The organism is Pseudarthrobacter sp. 10T415 (genome assembly GCF_056394175.1).
In genome coordinates this window covers 35,639-59,747 of the sequence record NZ_JBFTHJ010000005.1, presented here as the reverse complement: position 1 = coordinate 59,747, position 24,109 = coordinate 35,639, and the positions used below count along the sequence as shown (strand labels likewise).

19 protein-coding genes and 1 pseudogene are annotated in these 24,109 nt (G+C 66.7%); 14 read left to right on the top strand and 6 right to left on the bottom strand.

Annotation, left to right across the window (positions count from 1 at the left end):
- Positions 1-14 precede the first annotated feature (14 nt).
- The 3 genes from AC1DBN_RS09140 to AC1DBN_RS09130 form a co-directional block, all read right to left on the bottom strand.
- Positions 15-1,307, bottom strand: coding sequence for an aminotransferase-like domain-containing protein (locus AC1DBN_RS09140; protein WP_314212866.1), 1,293 nt, complete (start codon positions 1,305-1,307; stop codon positions 15-17).
- Positions 1,308-1,362: 55 nt separating this feature from the next.
- Positions 1,363-2,229: a GerMN domain-containing protein gene (locus tag AC1DBN_RS09135; protein WP_231994397.1), complete on the bottom strand. Its 867-nt coding sequence runs from the start codon at positions 2,227-2,229 to the stop codon at positions 1,363-1,365.
- 235 nt (positions 2,230-2,464) lie between these two features.
- Complete coding sequence (locus AC1DBN_RS09130; RefSeq protein ID WP_091716750.1) at positions 2,465-3,022, bottom strand: NAD(P)H-dependent oxidoreductase; 558 nt, start codon at positions 3,020-3,022, stop codon at positions 2,465-2,467.
- Between the two features lie 124 nt (positions 3,023-3,146).
- Between AC1DBN_RS09130 and AC1DBN_RS09125 the strand changes: the two genes are divergently transcribed.
- From AC1DBN_RS09125 to AC1DBN_RS09100, 6 genes are all read left to right on the top strand, one after another.
- Positions 3,147-3,752 (top strand): TetR/AcrR family transcriptional regulator, encoded by a 606-nt coding sequence (locus AC1DBN_RS09125; protein ID WP_231994396.1) that lies wholly within the window; start codon positions 3,147-3,149, stop codon positions 3,750-3,752.
- Positions 3,753-4,107: 355 nt separating this feature from the next.
- Entirely contained in the window at positions 4,108-5,091 is a 984-nt protein-coding gene (locus AC1DBN_RS09120; protein WP_091716746.1) for an ABC transporter permease, read from the top strand.
- Positions 5,092-5,093: 2 nt separating this feature from the next.
- Complete coding sequence (locus tag AC1DBN_RS09115) at positions 5,094-6,074, top strand: ABC transporter permease (RefSeq protein WP_056080531.1); 981 nt, start codon at positions 5,094-5,096, stop codon at positions 6,072-6,074.
- Positions 6,071-8,320: an ABC transporter ATP-binding protein gene (locus AC1DBN_RS09110; RefSeq protein WP_091716744.1), complete on the top strand. Its 2,250-nt coding sequence runs from the start codon at positions 6,071-6,073 to the stop codon at positions 8,318-8,320. Before AC1DBN_RS09115 ends, AC1DBN_RS09110 begins: the two co-directional genes overlap by 4 nt.
- 46 nt (positions 8,321-8,366) lie before the next feature.
- Positions 8,367-10,082, top strand: coding sequence for an ABC transporter family substrate-binding protein (locus AC1DBN_RS09105; protein ID WP_091716742.1), 1,716 nt, complete (start codon positions 8,367-8,369; stop codon positions 10,080-10,082).
- Between the two features lie 138 nt (positions 10,083-10,220).
- On the top strand, positions 10,221-11,294 hold the full coding sequence (locus tag AC1DBN_RS09100; RefSeq protein WP_091716740.1) for a Gfo/Idh/MocA family protein: 1,074 nt from the start codon (positions 10,221-10,223) through the stop codon (positions 11,292-11,294).
- Between the two features lie 104 nt (positions 11,295-11,398).
- On the opposite strand, the gene ald is transcribed toward AC1DBN_RS09100, so the two are convergent.
- Complete coding sequence (gene ald / locus AC1DBN_RS09095) at positions 11,399-12,517, bottom strand: alanine dehydrogenase (protein ID WP_015938949.1); 1,119 nt, start codon at positions 12,515-12,517, stop codon at positions 11,399-11,401.
- 232 nt (positions 12,518-12,749) lie between these two features.
- On the opposite strand from ald, the gene AC1DBN_RS09090 reads away from it, so the two are divergent.
- On the top strand, positions 12,750-13,970 hold the full coding sequence (locus tag AC1DBN_RS09090; RefSeq protein ID WP_091716739.1) for a PucR family transcriptional regulator: 1,221 nt from the start codon (positions 12,750-12,752) through the stop codon (positions 13,968-13,970).
- On the opposite strand, the gene AC1DBN_RS09085 is transcribed toward AC1DBN_RS09090, so the two are convergent.
- Entirely contained in the window at positions 13,967-14,770 is an 804-nt protein-coding gene (locus AC1DBN_RS09085; RefSeq protein WP_477723042.1) for an alpha/beta fold hydrolase, read from the bottom strand. The genes AC1DBN_RS09090 and AC1DBN_RS09085 overlap by 4 nt on opposite strands.
- A 113-nt stretch (positions 14,771-14,883) precedes the next feature.
- Positions 14,884-15,273, bottom strand: a pseudogene (locus AC1DBN_RS09080) (helix-turn-helix domain-containing protein); the annotation flags it as partial.
- A 254-nt stretch (positions 15,274-15,527) separates the two neighbouring features.
- Here AC1DBN_RS09080 and AC1DBN_RS09075 point away from each other — a divergent pair.
- The 7 genes from AC1DBN_RS09075 to AC1DBN_RS09045 all read left to right on the top strand — a co-directional run bounded on the left by AC1DBN_RS09075 (position 15,528) and on the right by AC1DBN_RS09045 (position 24,080).
- Positions 15,528-16,598 (top strand): LacI family DNA-binding transcriptional regulator, encoded by a 1,071-nt coding sequence (locus AC1DBN_RS09075; protein WP_477723041.1) that lies wholly within the window; start codon positions 15,528-15,530, stop codon positions 16,596-16,598.
- An 80-nt stretch (positions 16,599-16,678) separates the two neighbouring features.
- On the top strand, positions 16,679-18,352 hold the full coding sequence (locus tag AC1DBN_RS09070) for an ABC transporter substrate-binding protein (protein WP_091716730.1): 1,674 nt from the start codon (positions 16,679-16,681) through the stop codon (positions 18,350-18,352).
- Between the two features lie 88 nt (positions 18,353-18,440).
- Positions 18,441-19,418: an ABC transporter permease gene (locus tag AC1DBN_RS09065; protein ID WP_091716729.1), complete on the top strand. Its 978-nt coding sequence runs from the start codon at positions 18,441-18,443 to the stop codon at positions 19,416-19,418.
- 24 nt (positions 19,419-19,442) lie between these two features.
- Entirely contained in the window at positions 19,443-20,414 is a 972-nt protein-coding gene (locus AC1DBN_RS09060) for an ABC transporter permease (RefSeq protein WP_091716727.1), read from the top strand.
- Complete coding sequence (locus AC1DBN_RS09055) at positions 20,411-21,400, top strand: ABC transporter ATP-binding protein (RefSeq protein WP_314212906.1); 990 nt, start codon at positions 20,411-20,413, stop codon at positions 21,398-21,400. The genes AC1DBN_RS09060 and AC1DBN_RS09055 overlap by 4 nt, the downstream gene beginning before the upstream one ends.
- Positions 21,397-22,548, top strand: a complete 1,152-nt coding sequence (locus AC1DBN_RS09050) for an ATP-binding cassette domain-containing protein (protein WP_477723040.1) — start codon at positions 21,397-21,399, stop codon at positions 22,546-22,548. Before AC1DBN_RS09055 ends, AC1DBN_RS09050 begins: the two co-directional genes overlap by 4 nt.
- Positions 22,545-24,080, top strand: coding sequence for a glycoside hydrolase family 32 protein (locus AC1DBN_RS09045; protein ID WP_314212910.1), 1,536 nt, complete (start codon positions 22,545-22,547; stop codon positions 24,078-24,080). Before AC1DBN_RS09050 ends, AC1DBN_RS09045 begins: the two co-directional genes overlap by 4 nt.
- The last annotated feature ends 29 nt before the right edge of the window (positions 24,081-24,109 follow it).

Below are 24,109 nucleotides of genomic sequence, written 5' to 3'. Positions count from 1 at the left end.
TAATGAGGCCAACGCTACCGCGCGGCCAGCGCTTCCTGCAGTACCGGCGCCAGGCGGCGCACCCCTTCCCGGATGGCATCCGGCGGGACGGCGCTGAATGCGAGGCGCAGTTTGTTGGACGGCTCGTCCGACGGCGTGAAGGCGGCTCCCGGAATGAAGACCACTCCGGCGTCGATCGCCTTGTGCAGGAGGGGGTAGGTGTCCACGCCCTCGGGGAGCGTCACCCAGACGAAGAAGCCACCGTCCGGGCTGGTCCAGGAGGCACCCTCCGGCATGTACTTGGACAGCGCCGCCAGCATGGCCCGGCAGCGTTCGGCGTACAGGCCGCGGTAGGTGGCGATCTGGCCCTTCCAGTCGTAGTCACGCAGGTAAGCCGAGACGAGCATCTGGTTCAGGGCCGGCGGGCAGAGGGTGACGGCCTCCGCCGCAAGGTAATACCGCCGCTGCAGGTGCTCCGGCACCAGTGCCCAGCCGATCCGCAGGCCGGGCGCGAAGATTTTCGAGAAAGAGCCCATGTAGATGACGTCGTCCGGGTTGGCGGCGCGCAGCGGGGCCAGCGGTTCGCCGTCGAACCGCAGCAGGCCGTACGGGTTGTCCTCAATGATCAGAATATTCGCATTGCGGCATATATCCACTATTTCCTGGCGCCGTTCGGCGGCAAGGGTTATGCCCGAGGGGTTGTTGAAGCTGGGGATGGTGTAGAGGAACTTGATGCTCTTTCCGGCTAACTGGAGGGCGGCGATCCGCGCCTCGAGGAGCTCGGGGACCAAGCCGGACTGGTCCATGGCCACGGTTTCCACCTGCACCTGGTACGCCTCGAAGGTGTTCAGGGCGCCGACGTAGGTGGGGTCCTCCACCAGGACGACGTCCCCGGGGTTGCAGAACAGTTTGGTGGCGACGTCCTGGGCTGACTGGGAGCCGGCCGTGATCACCACGTTCTGCGGCATGGCATCCACGATTCCTTCGGCCGCCATGACCTCGCAGATCTGCGTGCGGAGCTCTTCCGTTCCCTGGCCAGCGCCGTACTGCAGAGCGGTGAGCCCCTCCTCGGCGATGATCCGGGCCGCTGTTTCCGCCAGGCGGTCAAGGGGGAGCGACTGCAGGTAGGGACTTCCGCCGGCCAGGGACACCAGTCCGGGGCGCAACGAGATGTCGAAGACGTCACGCACGGCCGACTGCCTGATGTTCGCGGCACGCTCGGAGAACAGTTCCTCATGGCGGTGCGCCGAGGTGGCCGCCCGCTCGATGGCGTCAATGGCTTCGGCTGGAAGGGACGCGGCTGCGGCGTCGAGTGTCTCGTGGCTCACACGCTCAGGATACAGCTGAGTGTTGCCTGAAAAGCAACACTTGTTGTTCCCGAAATTACTGGCCCGGTGTACCTTCCAGCCGCAGCACCTCCGCCAGGGGCCGCCCGTTGAGGTAGACCTGCGCCCTGACGGCACCTACGGCGGCCAGCGCTGTCTGGGTGAGTTGGGCTTCCAGCCTCGGAATGTCGCACACGCCGCCCAGGCTCAGTGCCCCTGAAAGGTAGACGGTCACGGCGGTGCCGTCGAAGCTGCCGGACAGGAACTTGAGCCGCGATCCCGCCAGCGCGTTGTAGATTTCGCGCCCGGACGGGACATCCGATGCCGGGAGGCTGGCGCCACTGCCTGCAGCCAAAAGGGCATTCATGGCGGCCGGCAACGGATCCTTGCCCGCCGGCCGTGCCTGGTCCACGCCAACCAGGCTGTCATTGCAGCCGAACCGCACTCCGTTATTGCCGCCGTCGTCCAGCAGGACGAAGTAGGCAGTGACGGTCCCCTGGGCTGCGGGCATCCTTTCCGGGGCGGCTGCGGGGGAGGGCTCCGCGGAGGGTGGCGGTTCAGCTGAGGGTGTTGTGCCCGGCTCCGGCACCCCGCTGGCCGTGGCGGCGGAACCGGGCCGGCCCGTCACCGCCGGCGCCGGCGCAGCAACGCCTTCCGGCCGGGCCCCGGACGGCTGCTGCGGGGACGTCCCACCTGATGGAGTGCTGGCGCCGGAGGTGATGGCGGCCGTTCCGGCCGGCGGGGACGCTTGCGGCTGCGGGGCCGGCACGGCGGCGCCCGGAGCCGCGGCCGGGCTCGCCGCGGTACCGCCCTGCGGTGAGGCCGGGAGGCCGTTGCATGCGGTGAGCCACAGGGGAAGCGCCAGGGCGGCAGCCACCGCTACCCGTGCACTCCGCTGCCCCCTGGGTGCTGCTTCTCTTGGCATGCTCCACCGCGATTCCATCCGGTTTTTCCAGTGAATCAACGTTACGGCGGCGGCCCACCCGCGGAGATGTCCGTGCGGTACCGGTTGGGACAAGAGTTGGTCACGGCGGACCGCCGCGGCGTGGTTGGGGTGGTGGCGGTTTGGGCCTGGCGGGGGCACCCGGTACAGCTGCGCCCGGCACGCGAGGTGGCGTGCCGGGCGCGGCAGGAACTGCGCGGATGGTCCGCTCGGGAGGCTAGGCTGCCGGGGCGGCCGCGGCCAGTGCGTCGAAGACGCCCTTGATCTGCTCTACAACCTCGGCGTCGTCCTTGGGGTGGATCTCGGCGAAGCGCACCATGGAGCCGGGGACGGCGAGCTTGGCGTCCTCAATGACCTGGGCGCCGGCAATGCCGGCGGCCTTGCGGGCTTCGTCCTGCGCCCAGACCCCGCCGAACTGGCCAAAGGCGGTGCCGACGACGGCGGTGGGCTTGCCGGCGAGGGCGCCGGCGCCGAAGGGGCGGGACAGCCAGTCGATGGCGTTCTTCAGGGGAGCGGGGACAGTGCCGTTGTACTCCGGGGTGACCAGCAGGATGGTGTCGGCTTCGTTGGCGGCGGCGCGCAGAGCGGCGGCGGCGGCGGGAACCTGGCCCTCGACGTCGATGTCTTCGTTGTAGAACGGGATGTTGCCCAGGCTCTCGTGGATGACAACGTCAACCTGCTCGGGGGCGTTGGCCTGGATGGCCTCGGCCAGCTGCTGGTTGGTGGACCCGGCGCGCAGGCTGCCAACAAGGGTAAGAATGGTGCTCTTCGTCATGGAAACTCCTTGGTAGGGGCCGCGGGAGGGCCGTCGGCCTTTTCAAAGCTGGGGCATTTGATGCCTTCACCAGACTAAACGGACTATGGTCCGTTTATTATTCCCGGGGTCTAAACTGGATCCTGTGACCTCCATCCCACTGCGCCCCGAGCCGACTCCGGCAGCGGCCGAACGCAGCGATGCCGCAAGGAACCGGGAGCGCCTCCTGCTTGCCGCGAGGGAGCTGATTGCCGACTGCGGCACCGAGGGCCTCACCATGGACCGCCTCGCCGAGCGCGCCGGGGTGGGCAAGGGGACGGTATTCCGCCGCTTCGGCAGCCGGGCTGGGCTGATGCTGACACTGCTCAACGACTCCGAAGCAGATTTCCAGGCACGGTTCATGTTCGGGCCGCCACCGCTTGGCCCCGGGGCTCCGGGCCTGGACCGGCTCATCGCCTTCGGGGCTGAGCGCATTGCCTACGTGGTGGAGTTCGGCGACCTGGTCCTCGCCGCCGAGAATGCCTCGCGGGGGCGGTTTGAGGTGCCTGCCGCGGCGCTCTGGCTCCGGCATATCGAGGTGCTGCTGCGGGATGAAGGGTTCGACGCCGACCCCTGGCTCATGGCGGGGTCGCTCAGCGCAGCCCTGGACCCCGAGCGCCTGCTCGACCTGGTCCGCCGGCACGGCGTTCCGCCGGAGCGGCTGGTGGATTCCTGGAGGGATCTTGTCACACGCGTGGTGCGGGCCCGCTAGATTAGCCCCCTGTGGAGGATCCGTCCAGTCAAATCAACTCCACAGAGTTATTCATAACGATCTGATACGGGCGTGTGCTTTTCCGGGCATTGGCGGGCATCTTGCGTTTACGGCTGTGATAGTTTCCTCTGGAATGTGACCCGCAACATAGTCCATCAGGACCAGCCCGCAAGGGCTGCGGGAGCCAGCTATCCGCTGGCAACGAACTCCGGCGACGCGGCACAACCCCCGCCCAGCCGGGGAAGACGGAAGGACCATCGCGTGATTGTTGTTTTGCCCCGCATTCCGGCACACCGGCGGGCCTGGCTGTGTCCGCCGCAGCAGCACGTGGCGGCGAAGCAAAAGTAGCCGTCCCATGCTCAAGTACCTTGCCAAGCGCGGCATCACGTATGTGGTGATGATCTTCCTGACCACGTCCGCCGGATATTTCCTGGCGGTCAGCTCACTAAAACCGGCGCTGCTGGAGCAGGAACGCATTCCCCGGCCCACCCCTGAACAGGTGGCCAACTCGATGCGCCTGAAGGGCCTCGACCCGGATATGAGCGCGTGGGACCGCTACGTCCAGTGGCTCACCGGCGTCGTTACCCGCTGGGACTGGGGCAGGAGCCCCAACGGCGCCTTTATCAATGCCGAGTTCGGTGACCGCGTGTGGATTTCCACCCGGCTGTTCCTGGCCTCGATCATCCTCACCCTCATCATCGGCGTGGCCCTTGGCGTGTATTCGGCAGCCCGGCAGTACAAGTTCCAGGACCGGGTCATCACGTCCTACAGCTACCTCGCCTACATCGTCCCGGCGCCCATCGCCTACTTCCTGGTGCAGCTCGGTGCCATCAATATCAACGAGACGGTGGGGAACCGCATCTTCTTCGTCACCGGCATCTCCACCCCCGGGATGGAAGCCGGCTGGCCACAAGTAGTGGACATGGCGGCCCACTACGCCGTCCCCACAGTGGCCATCACGCTGGTGGGCTGGGGCGCCTACCAGATTGCCCAGCGCCAATACCTGCTGGACAACGTCAACGCCGACTTTGTCCGGACCGCCCGCGCCAAGGGCCTCAGCAGGAACCAGGCCATTGCACGGCACGCACTCCGCGTGTCCTTCATCCCGGTGGCCCAGAGCATCGCCTTCACCATCCCGGCCATCTTCGCCGGCGGTTTCTTTGCCGAAAAGATCTTCGCCTGGCCCGGCGTTGGTTCCTGGAGCATCGACGCCATTTCCCTCCAGGACGTCAATGCCGCCACCGCCACCCTGGCGTACGGTTCGGTCATTTTCGCCCTGGGCGCCATCCTGGCCGACTTCGCAACCACCCTGGTTGACCCGAGAGTGCGGGTGCAGTAACCATGACCAACCTGAACGCAGTGGACCCCGCGGCAGTAGCGCAGGACGCGCACCTGGAAAGCGCCGACGTCGTCATCGCCAAGTCCACCATCATCTTCCGCCGCTTCATGCGGAACAAGACCGCCGTGGCCGGCCTGGTCATCTTCCTGGCCCTTACCGTTTTCTCCTTCGTGGGCGGATTCCTCACTACCTGGGACAAAGAAACCATCGACCCCTTCAACATCGGGATGCCGCCCTCGGCCGAGCATTACCTGGGCACCTCCCAGGCGGGGATCGACCTCTACGCGATGACCGTTGAAGGCACCCGCATCTCCATCCTGATCGGCTTGATCGTCGGCCTGGTCTCGGTGCTGATCGCTGCGGTCTATGGCTGCACCATGGCCTACTTCGGGGGCAAGGTGGACAAGGTGATGCTCTTCGTCCTCGAAGCGCTCATCATGATGCCCGCACTCCTGGTGGTGGCAGTGGCCACCAGCGGCGGCGGCGCCGGCCTCAAGCGCGACCTTCCGTCCTGGCTGCTGCTGATCATCGTTTTGCTCGTCTTCAGCTGGATGGGCACCGCCAGGCTGATCCGGTCCCTGTCCATGTCCCTGATGCAGCGGGACTTCGTCAAGGCAGCCCAGTACATGGGCGTCCCGCCGCGGCGGATCGTCTGGCGGCACCTGGTCCCCAACATCGGGTCCCTGCTGGTCCTGGACATCACCCGCGGCGTCACCGGCGCCATCCTCGCCGAGGTGGCGTTCTCGTTCATCGGCATCGGCATCAAGGTTCCGGACGTCAGCCTGGGCGTCCTGATCGGCGGTGCCACCTCACAGGTACAGACCTTCCCGTGGATGTTCTGGGTGCCGCTGACGGTGATGTTCCTGCTCACCGGCTCCCTGGCCATGATGAACGACGGCCTGCGGGACGCGTTCGACCCCAGTTCCAGTTCCACGGGCAAGGCCCGAAAGGCCAGGAAAATCCGGGCGGAGAAGAGTAAATGAGCAGCGAAACCACTACCGGGTCCGGCACCACGGCGTCGGTCAATTCCACCGCCGACGCCGTCGAGCGGCTGCACATAGCGGGGCTCCACGCGCCCACTGACGCTGTGCTGTCCGTGCGGGACCTCAACGTCCGGTTCAACTCCGAGAACGGCGTGGTCCATGCCGTCCGTGGAGTGGACTTCGACCTCCTGCCGGGCAAGACCCTGGGCATCGTGGGCGAATCAGGCTCCGGGAAGTCAGTGACATCACTGGCCATTATGGGCCTGCTTCCGGAAGCCGCCGAGGTCACCGGTTCGGTACGGCTCAAGGGCCGCGAACTGCTGGGGCTCAGCGACAAGGCCATGTGCGAATACCGCGGCAATGAACTGGCCATGGTCTTCCAGGACCCGTTGTCCTCCCTGACGCCCGTGTACACCGTGGGCACCCAGATCATCGAAGCGCTGACCATCCACAACCCCACCATGAGCAAGCAGGCCAAGGAAGCCCGCGCCGTCGAGCTCCTGGCCATGGTGGGAATTCCCAGCCCGAAGGACCGGCTGAAGGCCTTCCCGCACGAATTCTCCGGCGGCATGCGCCAGCGCGTGATGATCGCCATCGCCATTGCCAACAACCCCCGGGTGCTCATTGCGGATGAGCCGACGACGGCCCTGGACGTCACCATCCAGGCCCAGGTCCTCGAGGTGCTGCACACCGCGCAGGAGGAAACCGGCGCCGCCGTCGTCATGATCACGCACGACCTTGGCGTGGTGGCGGGCATGGCCGACGACATCATGGTGATGTACGCCGGAAAGCCCGTGGAAACCGGCGCGGTGGACGATATCTACTACAACCCGCGGATGCCCTACACGCTGGGCCTGCTCGGAGCCGTCCCGCGCGTGGATGTATCCGAAAAATCCTCGCTGGTACCCATCGACGGCATACCGCCGAACCTCCTGCACACCCCCACCGGATGCTCCTTCGCGCCGCGCTGTCCGCTGGCCACCGATGCCTGCCTCGACGGGGAACCTGCGCTGGCCCCGGTCCCCGGAGGCGCCCTGCACCACGCCGCCTGCATCAAGTCGGCGGCCCTCGGCGGTGACGTGGACGTCCACGACATCTTCGCCGCCCCGCCGGTACCGGAGTCACGCTTCGACGCCATCCCGCGGGAGGACCGCTCCACCGTCCTCCAGCTTAAGGACGTGCGCAAGCACTTCCCGTTGACCAAGGGTGCGCTGCTCAAGAAGCGAATCGGTACGGTCAAAGCCGTGGATGGACTGAGCTTCGACGTCCGCGAGGGCGAATGCTTCTCCATCGTGGGCGAATCGGGCTCCGGAAAAACCACCACCCTGCTGGAAATCATGGAGTTCCACAAGGACCAGGACGGCGAGGTGGTGATTGGCGGCATCAGCAACAAGCAGGCCGCTGACACCAAGACCAAGAACGCCATGCGGCGCGAACTGCAGATGGTGTTCCAGGACCCCACCGGCGCCCTGGACCCGCGGTTCACCGTGTACGAGGTCCTCGCGGAACCGCTGCAGAACGCCGGCATGGACCGCCCGGCCATCAGGAAGCGGATCATGGAGCTGATGAAGCTCGTGGGCCTGCAGCCGGACCACGTGAACCGGTTCCCCAACCAGTTCTCCGGCGGCCAGCGCCAGCGCATCGGCATCGCCCGCGCACTTGCGGTCAACCCCAAGCTGGTGGTCCTGGACGAGCCCGTCTCGGCACTGGATGTGTCGGTGCAGGCCGGGGTCATCAACCTCCTGGACAAGCTCCGCGCGGAACTGGGGCTGAGCTACCTCCTGGTGGCCCACGACCTCTCCGTTGTCCGGCACATTTCCAACCGCGTGGCGGTGATGTACCTGGGCAAGATCGTGGAGATCGGCGAGGTGGACCGCGTGTTCGACAACCCGCGCCACCCGTATACCCGCGCCCTGCTCTCCGCCATCCCGGTGCCGGACCCGCACGTGGAACGCACCCGGGAACGCATCATCCTCAAGGGCGACCTCCCGTCGCCGCTGGATGCCCCCAAGGGCTGCAACTTTGCCACCCGCTGCCCGGTGTTTGCCGCCCTGCCTGCCGCGAAGCAGGAAAAGTGCCTAACCCTGGAACCGCCGCTGGAAGCTGTGGCACCGTCGTCGGCGGCGCAGGCGCTGGAACCCGCGGCGCCCGCACCGGATCAGCGTTTCGCCTGCTTCTTCCCTGACGGGGAACTGGACGAAGACATGCTGGTGACCCACGACCAGGCGGAACACCATGCACCCTAGATTTAGCCGACCCACCCGCACCATTCGCATCAATGAAGGGAAAACCATGAGGAATCTGAACAGGATCGGCGGAGCTGCAGCCATTGCTGCGGCTCTGGCGCTGACCGCCTGCGGCAGTGGCGGCTCCACGGGGCCGGAGACAGCCAAGGGGCAGGAGGCAGGCAGCGACCTGTCCAAGCTGATCAGCATCAACGAGAAGCCGGCAGCCGATCTTGAGCAGGGCGGCAAGGTCACCCTTCCGCTGGGCAACATCGGCCCGGACTTCAATGGCTTCTCCAACAACGGCAACAGCGCGGACAACTCCGCCCTGCAGGTCCCCATCAACCCGGTCGCCATGAACAGCGGCGGCATGGGTGGCTGCTGGAAGGTCGACTTCACCGGAAAGGTCACGCCCAACACTGACTTCTGCGAGTCTGTGGACAGCGAGGTCAAGGACGGCAAGCAGACCATCACCATCAAGGTCAATGACAAGGCCACCTACAACGACGGCACCCCCATCGACGTGAAGGCGTTCCAGAACACCTGGAACATCCTCAAGAGCCCGGACAACGGCTACGACATCGTCAGCTCCGGCGCCTACCAGTTCGTCGAGTCGGTTGAGGCCGGCAGCAGCGACAAGGAAGTCATCGTCAAGACCACGCAGCCGGTCTACCCCATTGACTCGCTCTTCTTCGGCCTGATCCACCCGGCCGTGAACAGCCCGGAGGTGTTCAACGAAGGCTTCAACGGCAACATGCACGCCGAGTGGATGGCCGGACCGTTCAAGCTGGACCAGTATGACCCCGCGGCGAAGACCGTCACCATGGTCCCCAACGACAAGTGGTGGGGCAAGAAGCCGGTCCTGGCCAACGTCACCTTCCGCCAGCTTGAGACCAGCGCCCAGATCGCCGCGTTCAAGAACGGCGAAATCGACGCGATGTCCGCCAACACCATCGCCCTTTACAAGCAGCTGGAAGGCACCAAGGACTCCGATGTCCGCCGCGGCCAGCGCCTCTTCGCCGGCGGCATGAACATCAACGCCCAGAAGATCACTGACGTCGCCGTCCGCAAAGCCATCTTCGCCGCCGTCGACCGCGAAGCGCTCCGCAAGGTCCGCTTCAACGGCCTGAACTGGGAAGAGCCGAGCTCCGGCTCCATGATGCTCCTGCCGTTCTCTGAGTACTACCAGGACAACTACCCGGTGAAGGAAACCGGTCCGGACGCCGCCAAGAAGGTCCTGACCGACGCCGGCTACACGGCCAACGCCAGTGGTGTCATGGAGAAGGACGGCAAGCCTGCCGCTTTCAAGATCAGCAACTTCGGTGACGACCCCACCACCCTTGCCTTCACGCAGACCCTGCAGAAGCAGCTTCAGGCCGGTGGCATGGACGTTGGCATCGACCAGCGAGCTTCTGCCGACTTCGGCAAGGTCATCGGCGGCCGCGACTTCGACATGAGCGTCTCGGGCTACACCGTAGGCCCGGACGCCACAGATGCCGTGAAGCAGTACTACGACTCCAAGACCAACGAGAACCAGCTGGGCGACGCCGAACTGGACAAGAAGATCGCGGACCTCGCCTCCATCGAGGACAACGCAGAGCGCAACAAGGCGGCCATGGAGGTCGAAAAGGAGCACATGGCGAAGTACTTCTCCATGGGCGTGGTCATGAACGGCCCGCAGATCTCCTTCGTTCGCGCCGGCCTGGCCAACTACGGCCCGTCATTGTTCCAGAGCCTGTCCCAGGTTCCGGACTGGACCACCCTCGGCTGGGAAAAGAAGTAACACCTTTTAGGCGCTTTCCCGCATTCTGCGGATAGCGTTCCAAAAGCCCTCCCACTGTTCCTCCGCTTCGGCGGCGGACAGTGGGAGGGCTTTTGGTTTAAAAGGTGCAGGAGGGCGCTCCGGAGTAGCGTTGGTTGCATGACCGGAACTGAAGCTGAGCCACGCACCATCCGTACCGCCGTCGTCGGCTTCGGACTCTCCGGCAGCGTCTTCCACGCGCCCCTGCTGGACGCGGACAGCAGGTATTCGCTGGATATCGTGGCCACCTCAAACGCAGACCGGCAGGCGGCGGCGACGGGCCGCTACCCGGGCGTGCGGACCGTGCCGGACGGGCGCGCCGTCCTCGAGCGGGCGGACAGCCTGGACCTCGTGGTCCTGGGCACGCCGCCGGCAACCCACTACCCGCTGGCCAAGGCGGCCCTGGAGGCCGGGCTGGACGTGGTGGTGGACAAGCCGTTCGTCATCTCCAGCGAAGAAGGGGAGGAGCTGGTCTCGCTGGCCCGGGACCTGGGCCGGACCCTGACGGTGTTCCACAACCGGCGCTGGGACGGCGACTACCTCACCCTGCAAAAGCTGCTGGCCGCCGAGGCGCTGGGCACGGTGCTGCGCTTCGAGTCCCGCTTCGAGCGGTGGACGCCGTCGATCGCCAAGGCCTGGAAGGCCAGGGCAACAGCGTCCGACGGCGGCGGCGCACTTTTCGACCTCGGCAGCCACCTGATCGACCAAGCCATCCAGCTCTTCGGCCCGGCCGACGTAGCCCACGCCGAGCTGCAGGCCCGCCGCTCCGACGAGCGGGCCGACGACGACGTCTTCCTGGTGCTCCGCCACCACTCGGGGGTGCTCAGCCACCTCAGCATGAACATGTTGTGCGCGCAGCAGGCCCCGCGGTTCCGCGTGCTGGGCTCCGTGGGTGGCTTCACCAAGCACGGCGTGGACCCGCAGGAACCGTTCATCGTGGCCGGCGGCAGCCCCCTGGACCAGGAGTACGGCGTGGAGGCGCCCGATTGGGCAGGCGTCCTGGGGCGCGACGGCCACCTGGACCGGCTCCCCACCGAACGGGGCAACTACCCCGAGTTCTACCGCCTCCTGGCGGACAAGATCCTCGACGGCGGAACAGAGTCACCCCTGCCCCTCCCGGTAAACCCAGAGGACGCGGTGGAGGTCCTAAGAATCATAGAAAAAGCGCGGGAGCTCGTCGGCGGCAGGACTTAAACGGCAACGCAGGACGACAGGCATCCGGCAGCGGGCGTCAGAGGCGACGAAGGAGCCAGCCCGCAGAGGATGCGTGTCGTCCTGCGCAAAACGACGAGTTAGGCCTAGGCCGAAACGAGCTCGTGCCAGTCGGAAACAAGGGGCAGGTTGTGTGCCTCGGACACGGAGTGGTGTGCCACGTGGCCGGCGGCGATGTTGAGGCCTGCGGCGAGGGCGGGGTCGCGGTCGAAAGCAGCCTTGACGCCCAGGTTCGCGAGGGACACGGCGTAGCGCAGGGTGACGTTGGTCAGGGCGTAGGTGGAGGTGTTCGGCACCGCACCCGGCATGTTGGCCACGCAGTAGAAGATGGTGTTGTGCACCTTGTAGGTGGGTTCCTGGTGCGTGGTGGGGTGGGTGTCCTCGAAGCAGCCACCCTGGTCCACGGCGATGTCCACCAGTACCGAGCCGGGCTTCATCCGGGCCACGAGATCGTTGGTGACCAGCTTGGGGGCCTTGGCGCCGGGGATCAGGACGGAACCAATCACCAGGTCTGCATCCACTACGGACTTTTCGATCTCGTAGGCGTTGGAGGCCACGGTCTTCAGCCGGCCCTGGTACTGGGCGTCCAGTTCGCGGAGGCGGTTGATGTTGATGTCCAGGATGGTGACGTCGGCGCCCAGGCCCAGGGCCATGGCGGCGGCGTTGGTGCCGGCCACGCCTGCGCCGAGGACAACAACCTTGGCGGGGCGGACGCCGGGAACGCCGCCCAGCAGGACGCCTTTGCCGCCGGCGGGGGCCATCAGGGAGGACGCGCCCACCTGGACGGACAGCCGGCCGGCAACCTCTGACATGGGGGCGAGCAGCGGGAGGGTGCGGCCCTCCTGGACGGTCTCGTAGGCGATGGCGGTGACGCCGGAGTTGATCAGTTCCTGGGTCAGTTCGGGCTCGGCGGCCAGGTGCAGGTACGTGAAGAGGATCAGGCCCTTGCGGAACCGGTGGTACTCGGCCTTGACGGGTTCCTTGACCTTCATGACCATGTCCGCGCGGGACCAGACGTCATCGGCCTCGGTGACGATCTCGGCGCCGGCAATGGCGTATTCCTCATCGGTGATGCCGGAGCCCAGGCCCGCGCCGCGTTCCACCAGCACCGAGTGGCCGTGGGTGCGGAATTCGTGCACGCCGGCGGCGGTGATGGCGACGCGGAACTCGTTGTTCTTGATTTCTTTGGGGACACCGATGATCATCGTGGGCTCCAGGTTCTCGGCGGATAAGCCGGAAAGTGCGGAAGGATTTCGTGTTTCCACGATAAATCCGCTGTGAGCCAGCCGACATTGGCGGCGGAATGGGCTGCCGCCAAGATCCCCGGAATTCCGGGAAATCCATCCGTCTCGGGTAGACATTTGTCGAGGGTGGGGGCGTCAGGTGTCGCCTGTTGTCCGTTCGTGCCCACGGGCTGCCGGGCAGTAATGTTGGCGCATGCAGCAGCAGGGTGTGGAACAGCTCGTGGAGCAAGTGGCGCAGAAGCTGGGCCGCGGCCTTTCGCTGGAAGACCTGGACGGCCTGCTCCTTGCCTACAGCTCCAACCAGTCCCATGCGGACCGAGTGCGCGTGAACTTCCTGCTCAGCAAGAAGGTGCCGGCGGACGTGAGCGCGTGGCAGCTCTCGCAGGGCATCGCCACTGCCGTGCGGCCCGTGGTGGTGCCGGCCAATCCGGACCTGGGCATGCTGGGCCGCGTCTGTGTGCCGCTGATGGTGCGCGGCTTCCGCGTGGGTTATCTCTGGGTGCAGCAGGACTCGGCGGAGGAGAGCCCGACGGCGATCCTCACCCAGTTGCCGGCGGTCAACCATGAGCTGGAGCTGCTGTCCGGGCTCCTGCTGGATTCCAATACGGCCGAGTCGGAGTTCCGGCGCGGCCGCGAACGCGAGTTCCTGTCCGCCTGCGCCGGCGAACCGAACGCCGTGGCCGCAGTTGCCGGCTGGAAGGAAGTCCAGGGCCGCGGCCCGTGGCAGATGGTCACCGTGCTGGATGCCGACGGCTGGGCCAGCGGTCCGGACCCCATCGCATCCACCCTGATCCACCGGTCCACCGCGCTGCAGGCCACCGTGGGCGTGGACGCGGCGCTGTTCAGTGCCGGTACGGAGACCCACTCGGTGGTGCTGTTCCGCGAGCTGTCCGGCCGGGCCAACCATGCGCAGGTCCTGGTGCATTACCAGCTGGAGCTGGCCAAGCGGTCCGGCCGGCCGGTGCACCGCATCATCCTCGGCATCAGCGAAGGGTTCACCCGCACCCGCCAACTGGGCGAGGCGTACCGGCAGTCGAAACTCGCAGCCCAAGCGGCCGCCGTCGACTCCCAACTGGGTGAGCTGGTGGACTGCAGGTCCACCGGCGTGTACCAGCTGCTGGCATCCGCCGGAGGCGGCGTCGGGGCCTGGGCCGACTCGGGGTCCGTGTACTTCCGGATGCTCGAAGACCATGACCGGAACGGCGAACTCATTCCGGTGCTGGAGCTCCTCTACGACAACGACGGTTCGGTCCAGGACGTGGCCACGAAGCTCCATCTGCACCGGAGCAGCATCTACAACCGGCTGGGCAGGATCCGCCAACTGCTGGGCGTGGATCCGCTAAAGGGGCTGCCCCGTCTGGAGCTTCACGCCGCCCTGAAGATGCGCCGGTGGGCTGGCCGGCCGAGGATCTAGCGGCGGGCCCGGCCCGATGTTGCCGTCACGAAGGACCTGATCGCCTCGGCCACCTGCTGCGGCCGGAGGTGCTGGGCCACATGTCCCGCTCCCGGGATTTCCGCGAAGTGCCCGTGCCTCGCCGTGGCAGCCAGGCGCCGTGACCACTCGGGGCCGGCAACCTGGTCCTGGCCGCCGCGCAGCACCAGGACAGGCAGGTCGATACCGGCCAGCCGTTCCTCGGTGCGGTAGTTCATCATGACGGGCAGTTCGGTGAAGTACCAGCGCGGGCCGCAGCGGAAATAGTCACTGAGGACGGCCCAGTTGGACGACGCACTCTCCCGCAGGAGGGCATCCAGGAACAGGGCGACGCTCTGGCGGGGGACCGTCCGGTGCCGTTCATCAACCACGGGGCCCATCAGCACCAGCTGCTGCACGCGGTCCGGGGCGTGATGGGTGGCCTCGATGGTGAACTGGGCGCCCATCGAATGGCCCACCAAAATATAGGATTCGATGCCGCTGGATGCCAGGGCCTCGCCGATGAAGGCGCCGTACTCCTCGGCGGACACCTGCTGGCCGGGCCGGGGCGTTCCGCCGAATCCGGGCAGGTCCAGTGAATAGGTGGGGGTAGTGGCGGCCAGCACCTGGTGCAGCCGCCGAAGGTACCGGTGCGAGACGCCGATTCCGTGGACCAGGACATACGCCGGCCCCGCATCGCCCGGCACTGCGCCCGGCGAAGGCGGCGGGGTGCCGTCCGCCCAGAGGATCCGGCCGGACAGGCCGCGGGCTTCCACCGCCGAGGACCGCAGGCGGACCGTCATCGGAGCCCCGCGCCGCCGTCGGCAGCACCGGAACCGCCGGCGCTCTCCGTCACCGCGCTGCCCGCAACCACGCCGTCTGAACCCGCATCGTTCGTTCCGGCTGCATGTGTGCCGCCGTCCGCCGCGGCCTCGCGTTCCTTCCGCCGCTGGGTCTCCAGCCAGGCCAGGATGGCGCTCTGCCGGATCCGCCGGTGGGTGCCCCGGTATTCCACCGGGATTTCGCCGCGGTCCGTCATGTTGCGCAGGTAGGTGTGGGAAATGCCTGCCAGTTCGGCGGCGCGGGAGGTGGTCAGCATTTCCTCGACGCTGCTCACGGTCACCGCCTCGCCGCGGCTGAGCCGCGCCAGGAGGTCCACGACGGCGTCCCTCGCCTGGGCGGGCAGCCGGTGGACAGTGCCGTCCACGAATACGGTGATGTCGTTGCTGTCCCGGAGGGCGCGGGCGAGGCCGCCGGCATCATCGGCGGGCAGTCCGGCGGTCACGCGGGGGGCTATCAGTGCCATACAGGAAGCCTAACGCCCCGCTCCGCCCGTTCCCTGCGGGCCAGATATCCGCGCACGTCGCCGGTGCGCGGAACCGTCGTAACGGGAAGTGCGGGCACGGCCAAAAGAAGCCGTTGACACGGAGTTAGTAACGCGCGTAACCTCAATCACACGATCCAAGTAACGCGCGTTACCCACAAGGCGGCCGCGGGACAGGAAACACCTCACCACGCAGAAGCTGGCATGGCCCAGTCGACGAAGACCCGGAGCATTCAATGGCGAAAAGCACCACACCCCACCAAGCCGCCTCCGTGCGGCAGCGGGGCGTCACCATGAATGACGTCGCCAAGCACGCCGGCGTCTCCCGGACCGCAGTTTCGTTCGTCCTGAGCAACCGCGAAAACGCCAGCATCTCCGAGGAAACCCGCACCCGGATCAACGAGGCCGTCCAGGAGTTGGGCTACCGGCCCAACGCCGGTGCCCGTGCACTGGCATCCCAGCGCAGTGGCTGGTACGGCATTGTCACCGAGATCGTCACGGCCCCGTTCGCCGTCGACATCATCAAAGGTGCCCAGGACCAGGCCTGGCTTGACCGCCGGTTCCTGCTCATCGCGCCCTCCGACCAGGCCGATGCAGTAGGACCCAACCAGGGCCTGGAAGATGCTGCAACGGAGAAGCTGTTGGAACAACGCGTGGAAGGACTTCTGTACGCAGCCACCTTCCACCGGGGCGTCCACGTACCGGCCAGCGCCAATGAAGTACCCACTGTCCTGATCAACTGCTTCGACGCTGACGGAAAGTTGCCCTCGATCGTCCCTGACGAGCGTGCGGGTGGCCGGGTCGCCGTCGAACGATTGCTCCAGGCCGGCCACACCCGGATAGGAGTCATCAACCTTGACCCGGTGATCCCTGCTGCAGTGGGGCGGTTGGAAGGTGCACGCGAAGCACTGGCCGCCGCCGGACTGGACCTGGACCCGGAACTGGTGGTGTCCGGCTACGCGACGGCCGACGGCGGCTACGAGGCCGCCGGCCGGATCCTGGACAGGTACGAGGGGGAGCGCAGGCCAACGGCACTGTTCTGCCTCAATGACCGCATGGCGATGGGCGCCTATGACGCCATCAAGGAACGGGGCCTGACCATCCCCGGAGACATCGCCGTGATCGGCTTCGACAACCAGGAACTGATTGCGGCCTACCTGCGGCCCAAACTGACCACCGTTGCGTTGCCGTTCGAAAAAATGGGCGCCCTGGGAGTCCAGACGCTCGCCGCTCTTACAGCAGGACAGCCGATCATTGCCGACCAGCAACTGGTCGACTGTCCGCTGCTAGAACGCTCTTCGGTCTGACCGCGAAATCAAGTTCCGAAGAGCAAAACCCCTAACCCACCCTTCACCTCGCTGATGAAGACAGGAAAGAGATAACCATCATGACACAACCCCGATTCTTCAGGGCTGCCCGGATCACGGCCGCGGGCCTGGCCGTGGGAGCGATGCTGCTGACCGGCTGCGCGGCCAACGTCAACAAGGCCAACAGCAACGACGCCGGCTCCAACGCGAGTGCGCTGCTCACCATCCCGCGGGAAGACATGGGCACGTTCGTGCAGAACTTCAACCCGTTCGCCCCCACCGTGAACCCCATGGTCCAGCAGGCCATCTACGAATCGCTGCTGATCTTCAACCCGGCCAACGGAGACACGGTGCCGTGGCTCGCCACCGAGTGGAAGGCCGCCGACGACGGCAAATCCGTCACGTTCACGCTGCGTGACGGCGTGAAGTGGTCCGACGGGCAGCCGCTGGTTGCCGACGACGTGGCCTACACCTTCGAGTTGCAGAAAAAGATCAAGGGCGGCTTCGAGTACCTCGACGGCGTCACCGCCGAAGGCAACAAGGTCACCTTCAACTTCAACAAGCCATGGTCCCCGGCGCTGTACGACGTCGGCCAGCTCACCATCCTGCCCAAGCACATCTGGTCCACGCTCGCCGACCCCGAAAAGGAAGCAAACGCCAAGCCGGTCGGAACCGGGCCCTACACCGAGGTGGACAGCTTCCAGGCGCAGTCCTTCGTGCTGAAGAAGAACCCCAACTACTGGCAGCCGGAGAAACAGAAGATCGCCGGCATCAAGATGCTCGCCTTCGCCGGCAACGACGGTGCCAACCTCGCGGCGGCCAACGGTGATGTGGACTGGGCGCCGCAGTACATCCCCAACATCGAAAAGACGTTCGTCTCCAAGGACAAGGACCACCGCCAGTACTGGTTCCCGCCCACGGGGGCCATGATCAACTGGCAGCTCAACACCACCAAGGCGCCGTTCAACGACGTTGACGTCCGCAAGGCACTGAGCATGGCCGTTGACCGGGACCAGGTCACCAAAATCGGCATGAGCGGCTACGCCCAGCCGGGAGACTGCACAGGCCTGTCCGGCAACTACGAAACCTGGAAAAACAGCGCCGTCAAGGACAACTGCACCTGGACCAACCACGATGTGCAGAAGGCCAACGAGCTCCTGGACAAGGCCGGCTACGCCAAGGGCGCGGACGGCAAGCGCACCCTCAAGGACGGCTCCCCGTTCGAGTTCAAGATTTCCGTGGGGGCCTCCTCCTCCGACTGGCTGTCCGTCGCCAACGTGATCGCCCAGAACCTGGCCGAGGTAGGCGTGACCGCCAAGGTGGACTCGCCCGACTGGGCCGCCGTGGTGGCCGGCTACGAAACGGGCACCTTTGATTCAGGCATCGTCTGGAGCGCCAACGACCCCAGCCCGTACAAGTACTTCAACACCGCCATGGGCTCGGCAACCGTGAAGCCCGTGGGAACCAAGACGTTCGACAACTACCACCGCTTCGGCGACACGAAGGCGGACGCCCTGCTGGCCCAGTTCGCAGCGGAATCGGACCAGTCCAAGCAGAAGGACATCGCCAACAAGCTCCAGCAGGAGTACAGCGACGCCGCGCCGCTGGTGCCGCTCTTCTCCGGCCCGGAATGGGGCGCCTTCAATGACACCCGGTTCACCGGCTGGCCCACCCAGGACAACCCCTACGCCACCCTCTCGGTCCGCGCACCCACCACGGTGCTGGTGCTGACCTCCCTGGAACCGCGCAAGTAGTCCATCCGCAAGAGTTCCACCGCTGGCCGCCGGAATCTCCGGCGGCCAGCCCCCACACCTTTCACCACTCCCGAATTGGAGGGAACCCGTGCGCTTCATCCTGCGCCGGCTGGGTTTCTACCTGGTCGCCTTCTGGGCATCCATCACCCTGAATTTCCTGCTCCCGCGCTTCATGCCGGGGGACCCCGTTTCCCGCATGTTCGCCCGCTCCCAGGACAGAATGCAGCCCGAACAGATCGAGGCGCTGCGCAGGCTCCTGGGTGTGGATGACCGGCCCCTGTGGGAGCAGTACGCCGGCTACCTGCAGAACATCTTCACCGGCCAGATGGGCGTCTCCATCTCGCGCTTCCCGGCGCCGGTCACGGAGGTCATCTCGTCCCAGATCGGCTGGACCCTCCTGCTGGGCGGAACCGCCCTGGTGATTGCCGCCGTCGTGGGTAACCTGCTGGGCATCGTGGCGGCGTGGCGGCGCGGCGGCGCGATCGATTCGGCGCTGCCTCCCGTGCTGGTGTTCATCGGATCGTTCCCCTACTTCTGGCTGGCCATGGGCGCCCTCTACCTGTTCGGCGTGGTGCTGGGCTGGTTCCCCATCCGGCACGCGTTCACGGCCGGCCTGGAGCCCGCGTTCACCTGGGAGTTCATCGGCGACGTCGGCGCGCACCTCGTGCTCCCGGCGCTGACCATCGTGCTGGTGTCCATCGGCGGCTGGATGCTGGGCATGCGGAACACCATGATCGCCACCAACTCGGAGGACTACATCACCATGGCCGAGGCCAAGGGCCTGCGCCCGGGCCGCATCATGCTCCGGTACGCGGCCCGCAACGCCATGCTGCCGTCCGTGACCAGCTTCGGCATGGGACTGGGCTTCGTGGTGGGAGGGGCGCTGCTCACCGAAGTGGTGTTCGCCTACCCCGGCGTGGGCTACCAGCTCCTCAACGCCGTCCAGGGCCTGGACTACCCGCTCATGCAGGGCCTGTTCCTGACCATCACCGCCGCCGTGCTGCTGGCGAACTTCCTGGTGGACATCCTGTACGTCCGCCTCGACCCCCGCGTGCGCAGCAACTGACCGGCCGCAGACAAAGGACCCATCATGGCAACCGCAATCCTCCAGCAACCCGGCACCACGGCCGGTAAGACCCCTGCCGCGAAACCCAAAACCAAACCCAACCGCAGCTTCATCCACGGGCTGGCCACCAACAAGAAGGCCCTGGTGGGCATGGCCGTCATGGCCGTCTTCATCGGGCTGGCCCTGCTGGCCCCCGTACTGTTCCCCGGCGATCCCTCCCGGATCACCGCGATGGCCTCCCTGGAACCGGATGCCGACCACTGGCTGGGCACCACTGCGAAGGGACAGGACGTGCTGGCACTGACCGTGCACGGCGCCCGGAGTTCGCTGCTGGTAGGCCTCACGGTGGGCTTCGCCTCCACGTTCATCGGCATCCTGGTGGGCCTGGCCTCGGCCTACTTCGGCCGGTTCATCGATGAGGCGCTGTCCCTGGTAACCAACGTCTTCCTCCTCCTTCCCGGGCTGCCGCTGCTCGTCATCCTCGCCGCGTTCCTCCCGCCGGGCCTGGGAACGGTGATCCTGGTGCTCATCGTCACCGGTTGGGCAGGATCGGCGCGCGTCCTGCGCAGCCAGGCCCTGTCCATCCGGTCCAAGGACTTTGTGGCCGCGGCGGTGGTGTCCGGCGAACGGGCGGGCCGGATCATGTTCCGGGAAATCCTGCCCAACATGGCCTCGATCGTGATGGGCACCCTGCTGGCCTGCGTGATCTACGGAATCGGCGCCCAGGCGGGCCTTGAGTTCCTGGGCCTGGGCGATGTCAGTACCGTCTCGTGGGGCAACAACCTCTTCTGGGCCGGCAACGAGGGCGCGCTGCTCACCGGAAGCTGGTGGGTCTTCGTGCCGTCGGGCGTGTGCATCGCCCTGGTGGCCTTCGCGCTGGCCCTCATCAATTACGCCGTGGACGAGGTCACCAACCCCCGCCTGCGGAAAATCAAAGCCCCCAAGCCGGCCACGGTTGAAACCCCTGCCACTACCGAAAGGAGCGCCGCGAAGTGACCGTCTCCCAGACCTCCTTCGGGTCCCACGAACCTGTCCTGGACGTGCAGGACCTCACCGTGAAGTACATCGGCGATACCCGCTCCACCACCGCCGTGGACCGTGTTTCCTTCAACATCGGCACCGGCGAGGTCTTCGGCCTGGCGGGCGAGTCCGGCTGCGGCAAGTCCACCATCGCCAACTCGATCATGCGCCTGCTCAAGGACCCCGCGAAGATCGCCGGCGGCAGCATCTCCTTCGGCGGCAGGGATGTCCTGGCCATGAGCCCCGAGGAACTGCGGCGCTTTCGCTGGCAGGACGTGGCCATGGTGTTTCAGTCAGCCATGAACTCGCTCAACCCGGTGCTGACCATCGGCGAGCAGATCGTGGACATCTTCACCACCCACGCCGGGCTGTCCCGCAGGGAATCGCTGCGGCGGGCGGGCGAGTTGCTGGAGCTGGTCCGGATCGACCCCGCACGGCTGAAGTCCTACCCGCACCAGCTCTCCGGCGGGATGCGGCAACGCGCCGTCATTGCCATGGCCGTGGCGCTCAAGCCTTCCCTCCTGATCCTGGATGAGCCCACCACCGCCCTGGACGTGGTGGTGCAGCAGGAGATCATGGCCCAGATCAAGGAACTCCAGCGCGAGCTCGGCTTCTCCGTCCTGTTCATCACCCACGACATGTCCCTCATGGTGGAACTGTCGCACCGGATGGCAGTGATGTACGGCGGGCGCATCGTGGAAACCGCCAGGGCCCACGACGTCTACGCGGATCCCCGCCACCCCTACACGCAGGCGCTGATGGGCGCGTTCCCGCCGCTCACCGGTCCGCGGGTTCCACTTTCGGGATTGCCCGACGGCGTGAAGTTCCGGAACATTCCGGACCTCGCCGAGGTGGCGCCCGGCCACCTCGTGGCGCCGTTCGGTGCCGACGACCTGTCCATCGCGCACGGAGCCCACGCCACCGGGGATGAAGCGGCAGCCCTGGAAGGAGCCATCCGATGAGCCATTCAACGCTTTCCACCACCACCGGTTCGGGCCCCACCAGCCCAGGCCCCGCCCGGACGGATACCCCCGCACTGGAGGTCCGCGGCCTGGGCAAGTCCTTCCCCATCGGCGGATTGTTCTCGAGAGACTCGGTGCGGGCCCTCCACGGTGTGGACCTGGCCATCGGCCGCGGCGAAATCGTTGCGCTGGTGGGCGAATCCGGTTCCGGCAAGAGCACCCTGGCCCGCTGTGTTGCCCGCCTTGAGCGTCCCAGCGAAGGCTCCATCCTGCTTGACGGTACCGACGTCCTCAAACGGGACCGCTTCCAGGCCTCGCGGGCGTTCCGCTCCCAGCTGCAGATGGTGTTCCAGGACCCCTTCGGGTCGCTGAACCCGGCACACAGGATCGGCCATTTCCTGCGGCGTTCCCTGGCGATCCACGGGAAGGGCGGACGTTCGGAAACGGAAACCCAGGCCCGCCTCGAACAGCTCATGGACACCGTGGGGCTGCAGGCGGACATGCTGGATTCCTACCCTCACGAGCTCTCCGGCGGCCAGCGCCAGCGCGTCGCCATCGCCCGGGCGCTCGCCGTGGAACCGCAGGTGATCCTCGCGGATGAACCAACCTCCATGCTGGACGTCTCCGTCCGGATCGGCGTGCTCAACCTGATGCGCAGGCTCCGGGACGAGCAGGGCATCTCGATGCTCTACATCACCCACGACCTCGCCTCGGCCCGCTACCTCGCGGACCGCACGGCCGTGATGTTCGCCGGCGAACTCGTGGAGGAGGGCGAGTCCCTGGACCTGCTGGCCAATCCGGCCCACCCCTACACACAGCTCCTGGTTTCCGCCGTTCCGGATCCGGCCCGTGCCGGTTCCTACGATCCCGTCCGGCGGGCCGAACTGCGGCAGGCCGTGATGGCTTCCACCAGCTGCGCGTTCGACGGCGACCCGGACCAGCCTTGCTCAGCCGACCAGCCCGTCCGGCACCAGGTGGGCGAGCCCGGCAACCGGCACTGGGTCCGCTGCCACCTTTACCGCCCGCGTGCCGGCGCCGGCGGCCACGCCCTCGCTGCAGACCCGGCAGCCGGCCCATCCGCACATGCGGGGACCTCCGCGCACGCCGGCCCACCGGCGTCGAACAATCCCCGGAAGGCTTCGGCATGACTGAACTGACCCACCCGCTCGCCACCGTCCCGCGCGGCGAGCTGGTTGCCCGCGCCGAAGCCGATCCGCTGCGGCCCCGCTTCCATTTCGTCTCGCCCGCCGGGTGGCTCAACGATCCCAACGGCGTGGCCCAGTGGGACGGCCTGTACCACCTCTTCTACCAGTACAACCCTGAGGGCGCCTTCCACCACCGCATTCAATGGGGGCACGCCACCAGCACTGACCTGGTCACCTGGACCGACCTGCCCGTGGCCCTGGAACCTTCGCCGGGGCCGGACGCCGACGGCTGCTGGTCCGGCGTGCTGGTGAACGACGCCGGCACGCCCACCCTGGTCTATTCGGGCAGGCTCGGGGAACGCGAACTTCCGTGCGTCGCCGTGGGCTCCCCGGACCTGTCCACCTGGACCAAAGCCCCGGAGAACCCCGTCATCGCAGCCCCGCCGGTCGGCGTGGACATCACCGCCTACCGTGACCACTGCGTGTGGCGCGAAGGCAACAGGTGGCGGCAGCTGGTGGGATCGGGTGTCCGCGGCCGCGGCGGAACGGCGTTCCTGTACGAGTCGGCGGACCTGCGCTCCTGGGATTACGTGGGTCCGCTCTTCATTGGCGATGCCTCACAAGGTGACCCTGAGGGCACGGACTGGACCGGCACCATGTGGGAATGCGTGGATCTGTTCCGCGCCGGTACCGGCACCCTGGGTACCGAACCCGCGGACGGCTCACCCGACGTGCTGGTCTTCTCCGCCTGGAACGACGGCGACACGCGCCATCCGCTGTACTGGACGGGCCGGTACTCCGGGGACTCCTTCGAGCCGGCCGCGCTACACCGCCTGGACTACGGCGGCAGGTACTTTTACGCGCCGCAGTCCTTCCTCGACGACGCCGGCCGGCGCATCATGTTCGGCTGGCTCCAGGAAGGCCGCACGGATGCCGCAATGGTGGAAGCCGGCTGGTCCGGCGTGATGAGCCTGCCGCGGATCACCACACTGGCGGAAGACGGAACGCTGCGGTTCGCGCCGGTCCCCGAACTTGAAAAGCTGCGCGGCAACCACACCAGCCTGCCGGGCAGGGTACTGACCGGGACCCTGGATACCGGAGTCCGGGGCAACCAGCTGGACCTGGAACTGGACATCCACCTGGCACCGGGTGCCATGCTGCGGCTGGGCGTGCTGGGATCGGGCGACGGCGCGGAGGACACCGTCATCGAAGTGTCCCGTCCCGCACGCACTGCCGGTGACACCGAAGGAACCCTCCGCCTCGACCGCACCCGCAGTTCCCTGGACTCGTCAGTGGATGTGGAGGACAGGTCCGGACCCCTCCCGATGACCGGCGGTCAGGTGCACCTGCGCGTCCTGGTGGACCGGTCCGCCGTCGAGGTCTTCGCCAACGGCAAGCCGCTCACCGCCCGCGTCTACCCCACCCGCGGCGGCGGCCTCGTCACCCTCTCAACGGCGGGAGCCGTGCGCCTGAACGCCTTCGATGCCTGGACGATGGCCGACATTTCGGGAGGTGGCCGCACCCTCTTCCCGTAGCCCCAAACCCACCTCCGAGATCAAAGGCG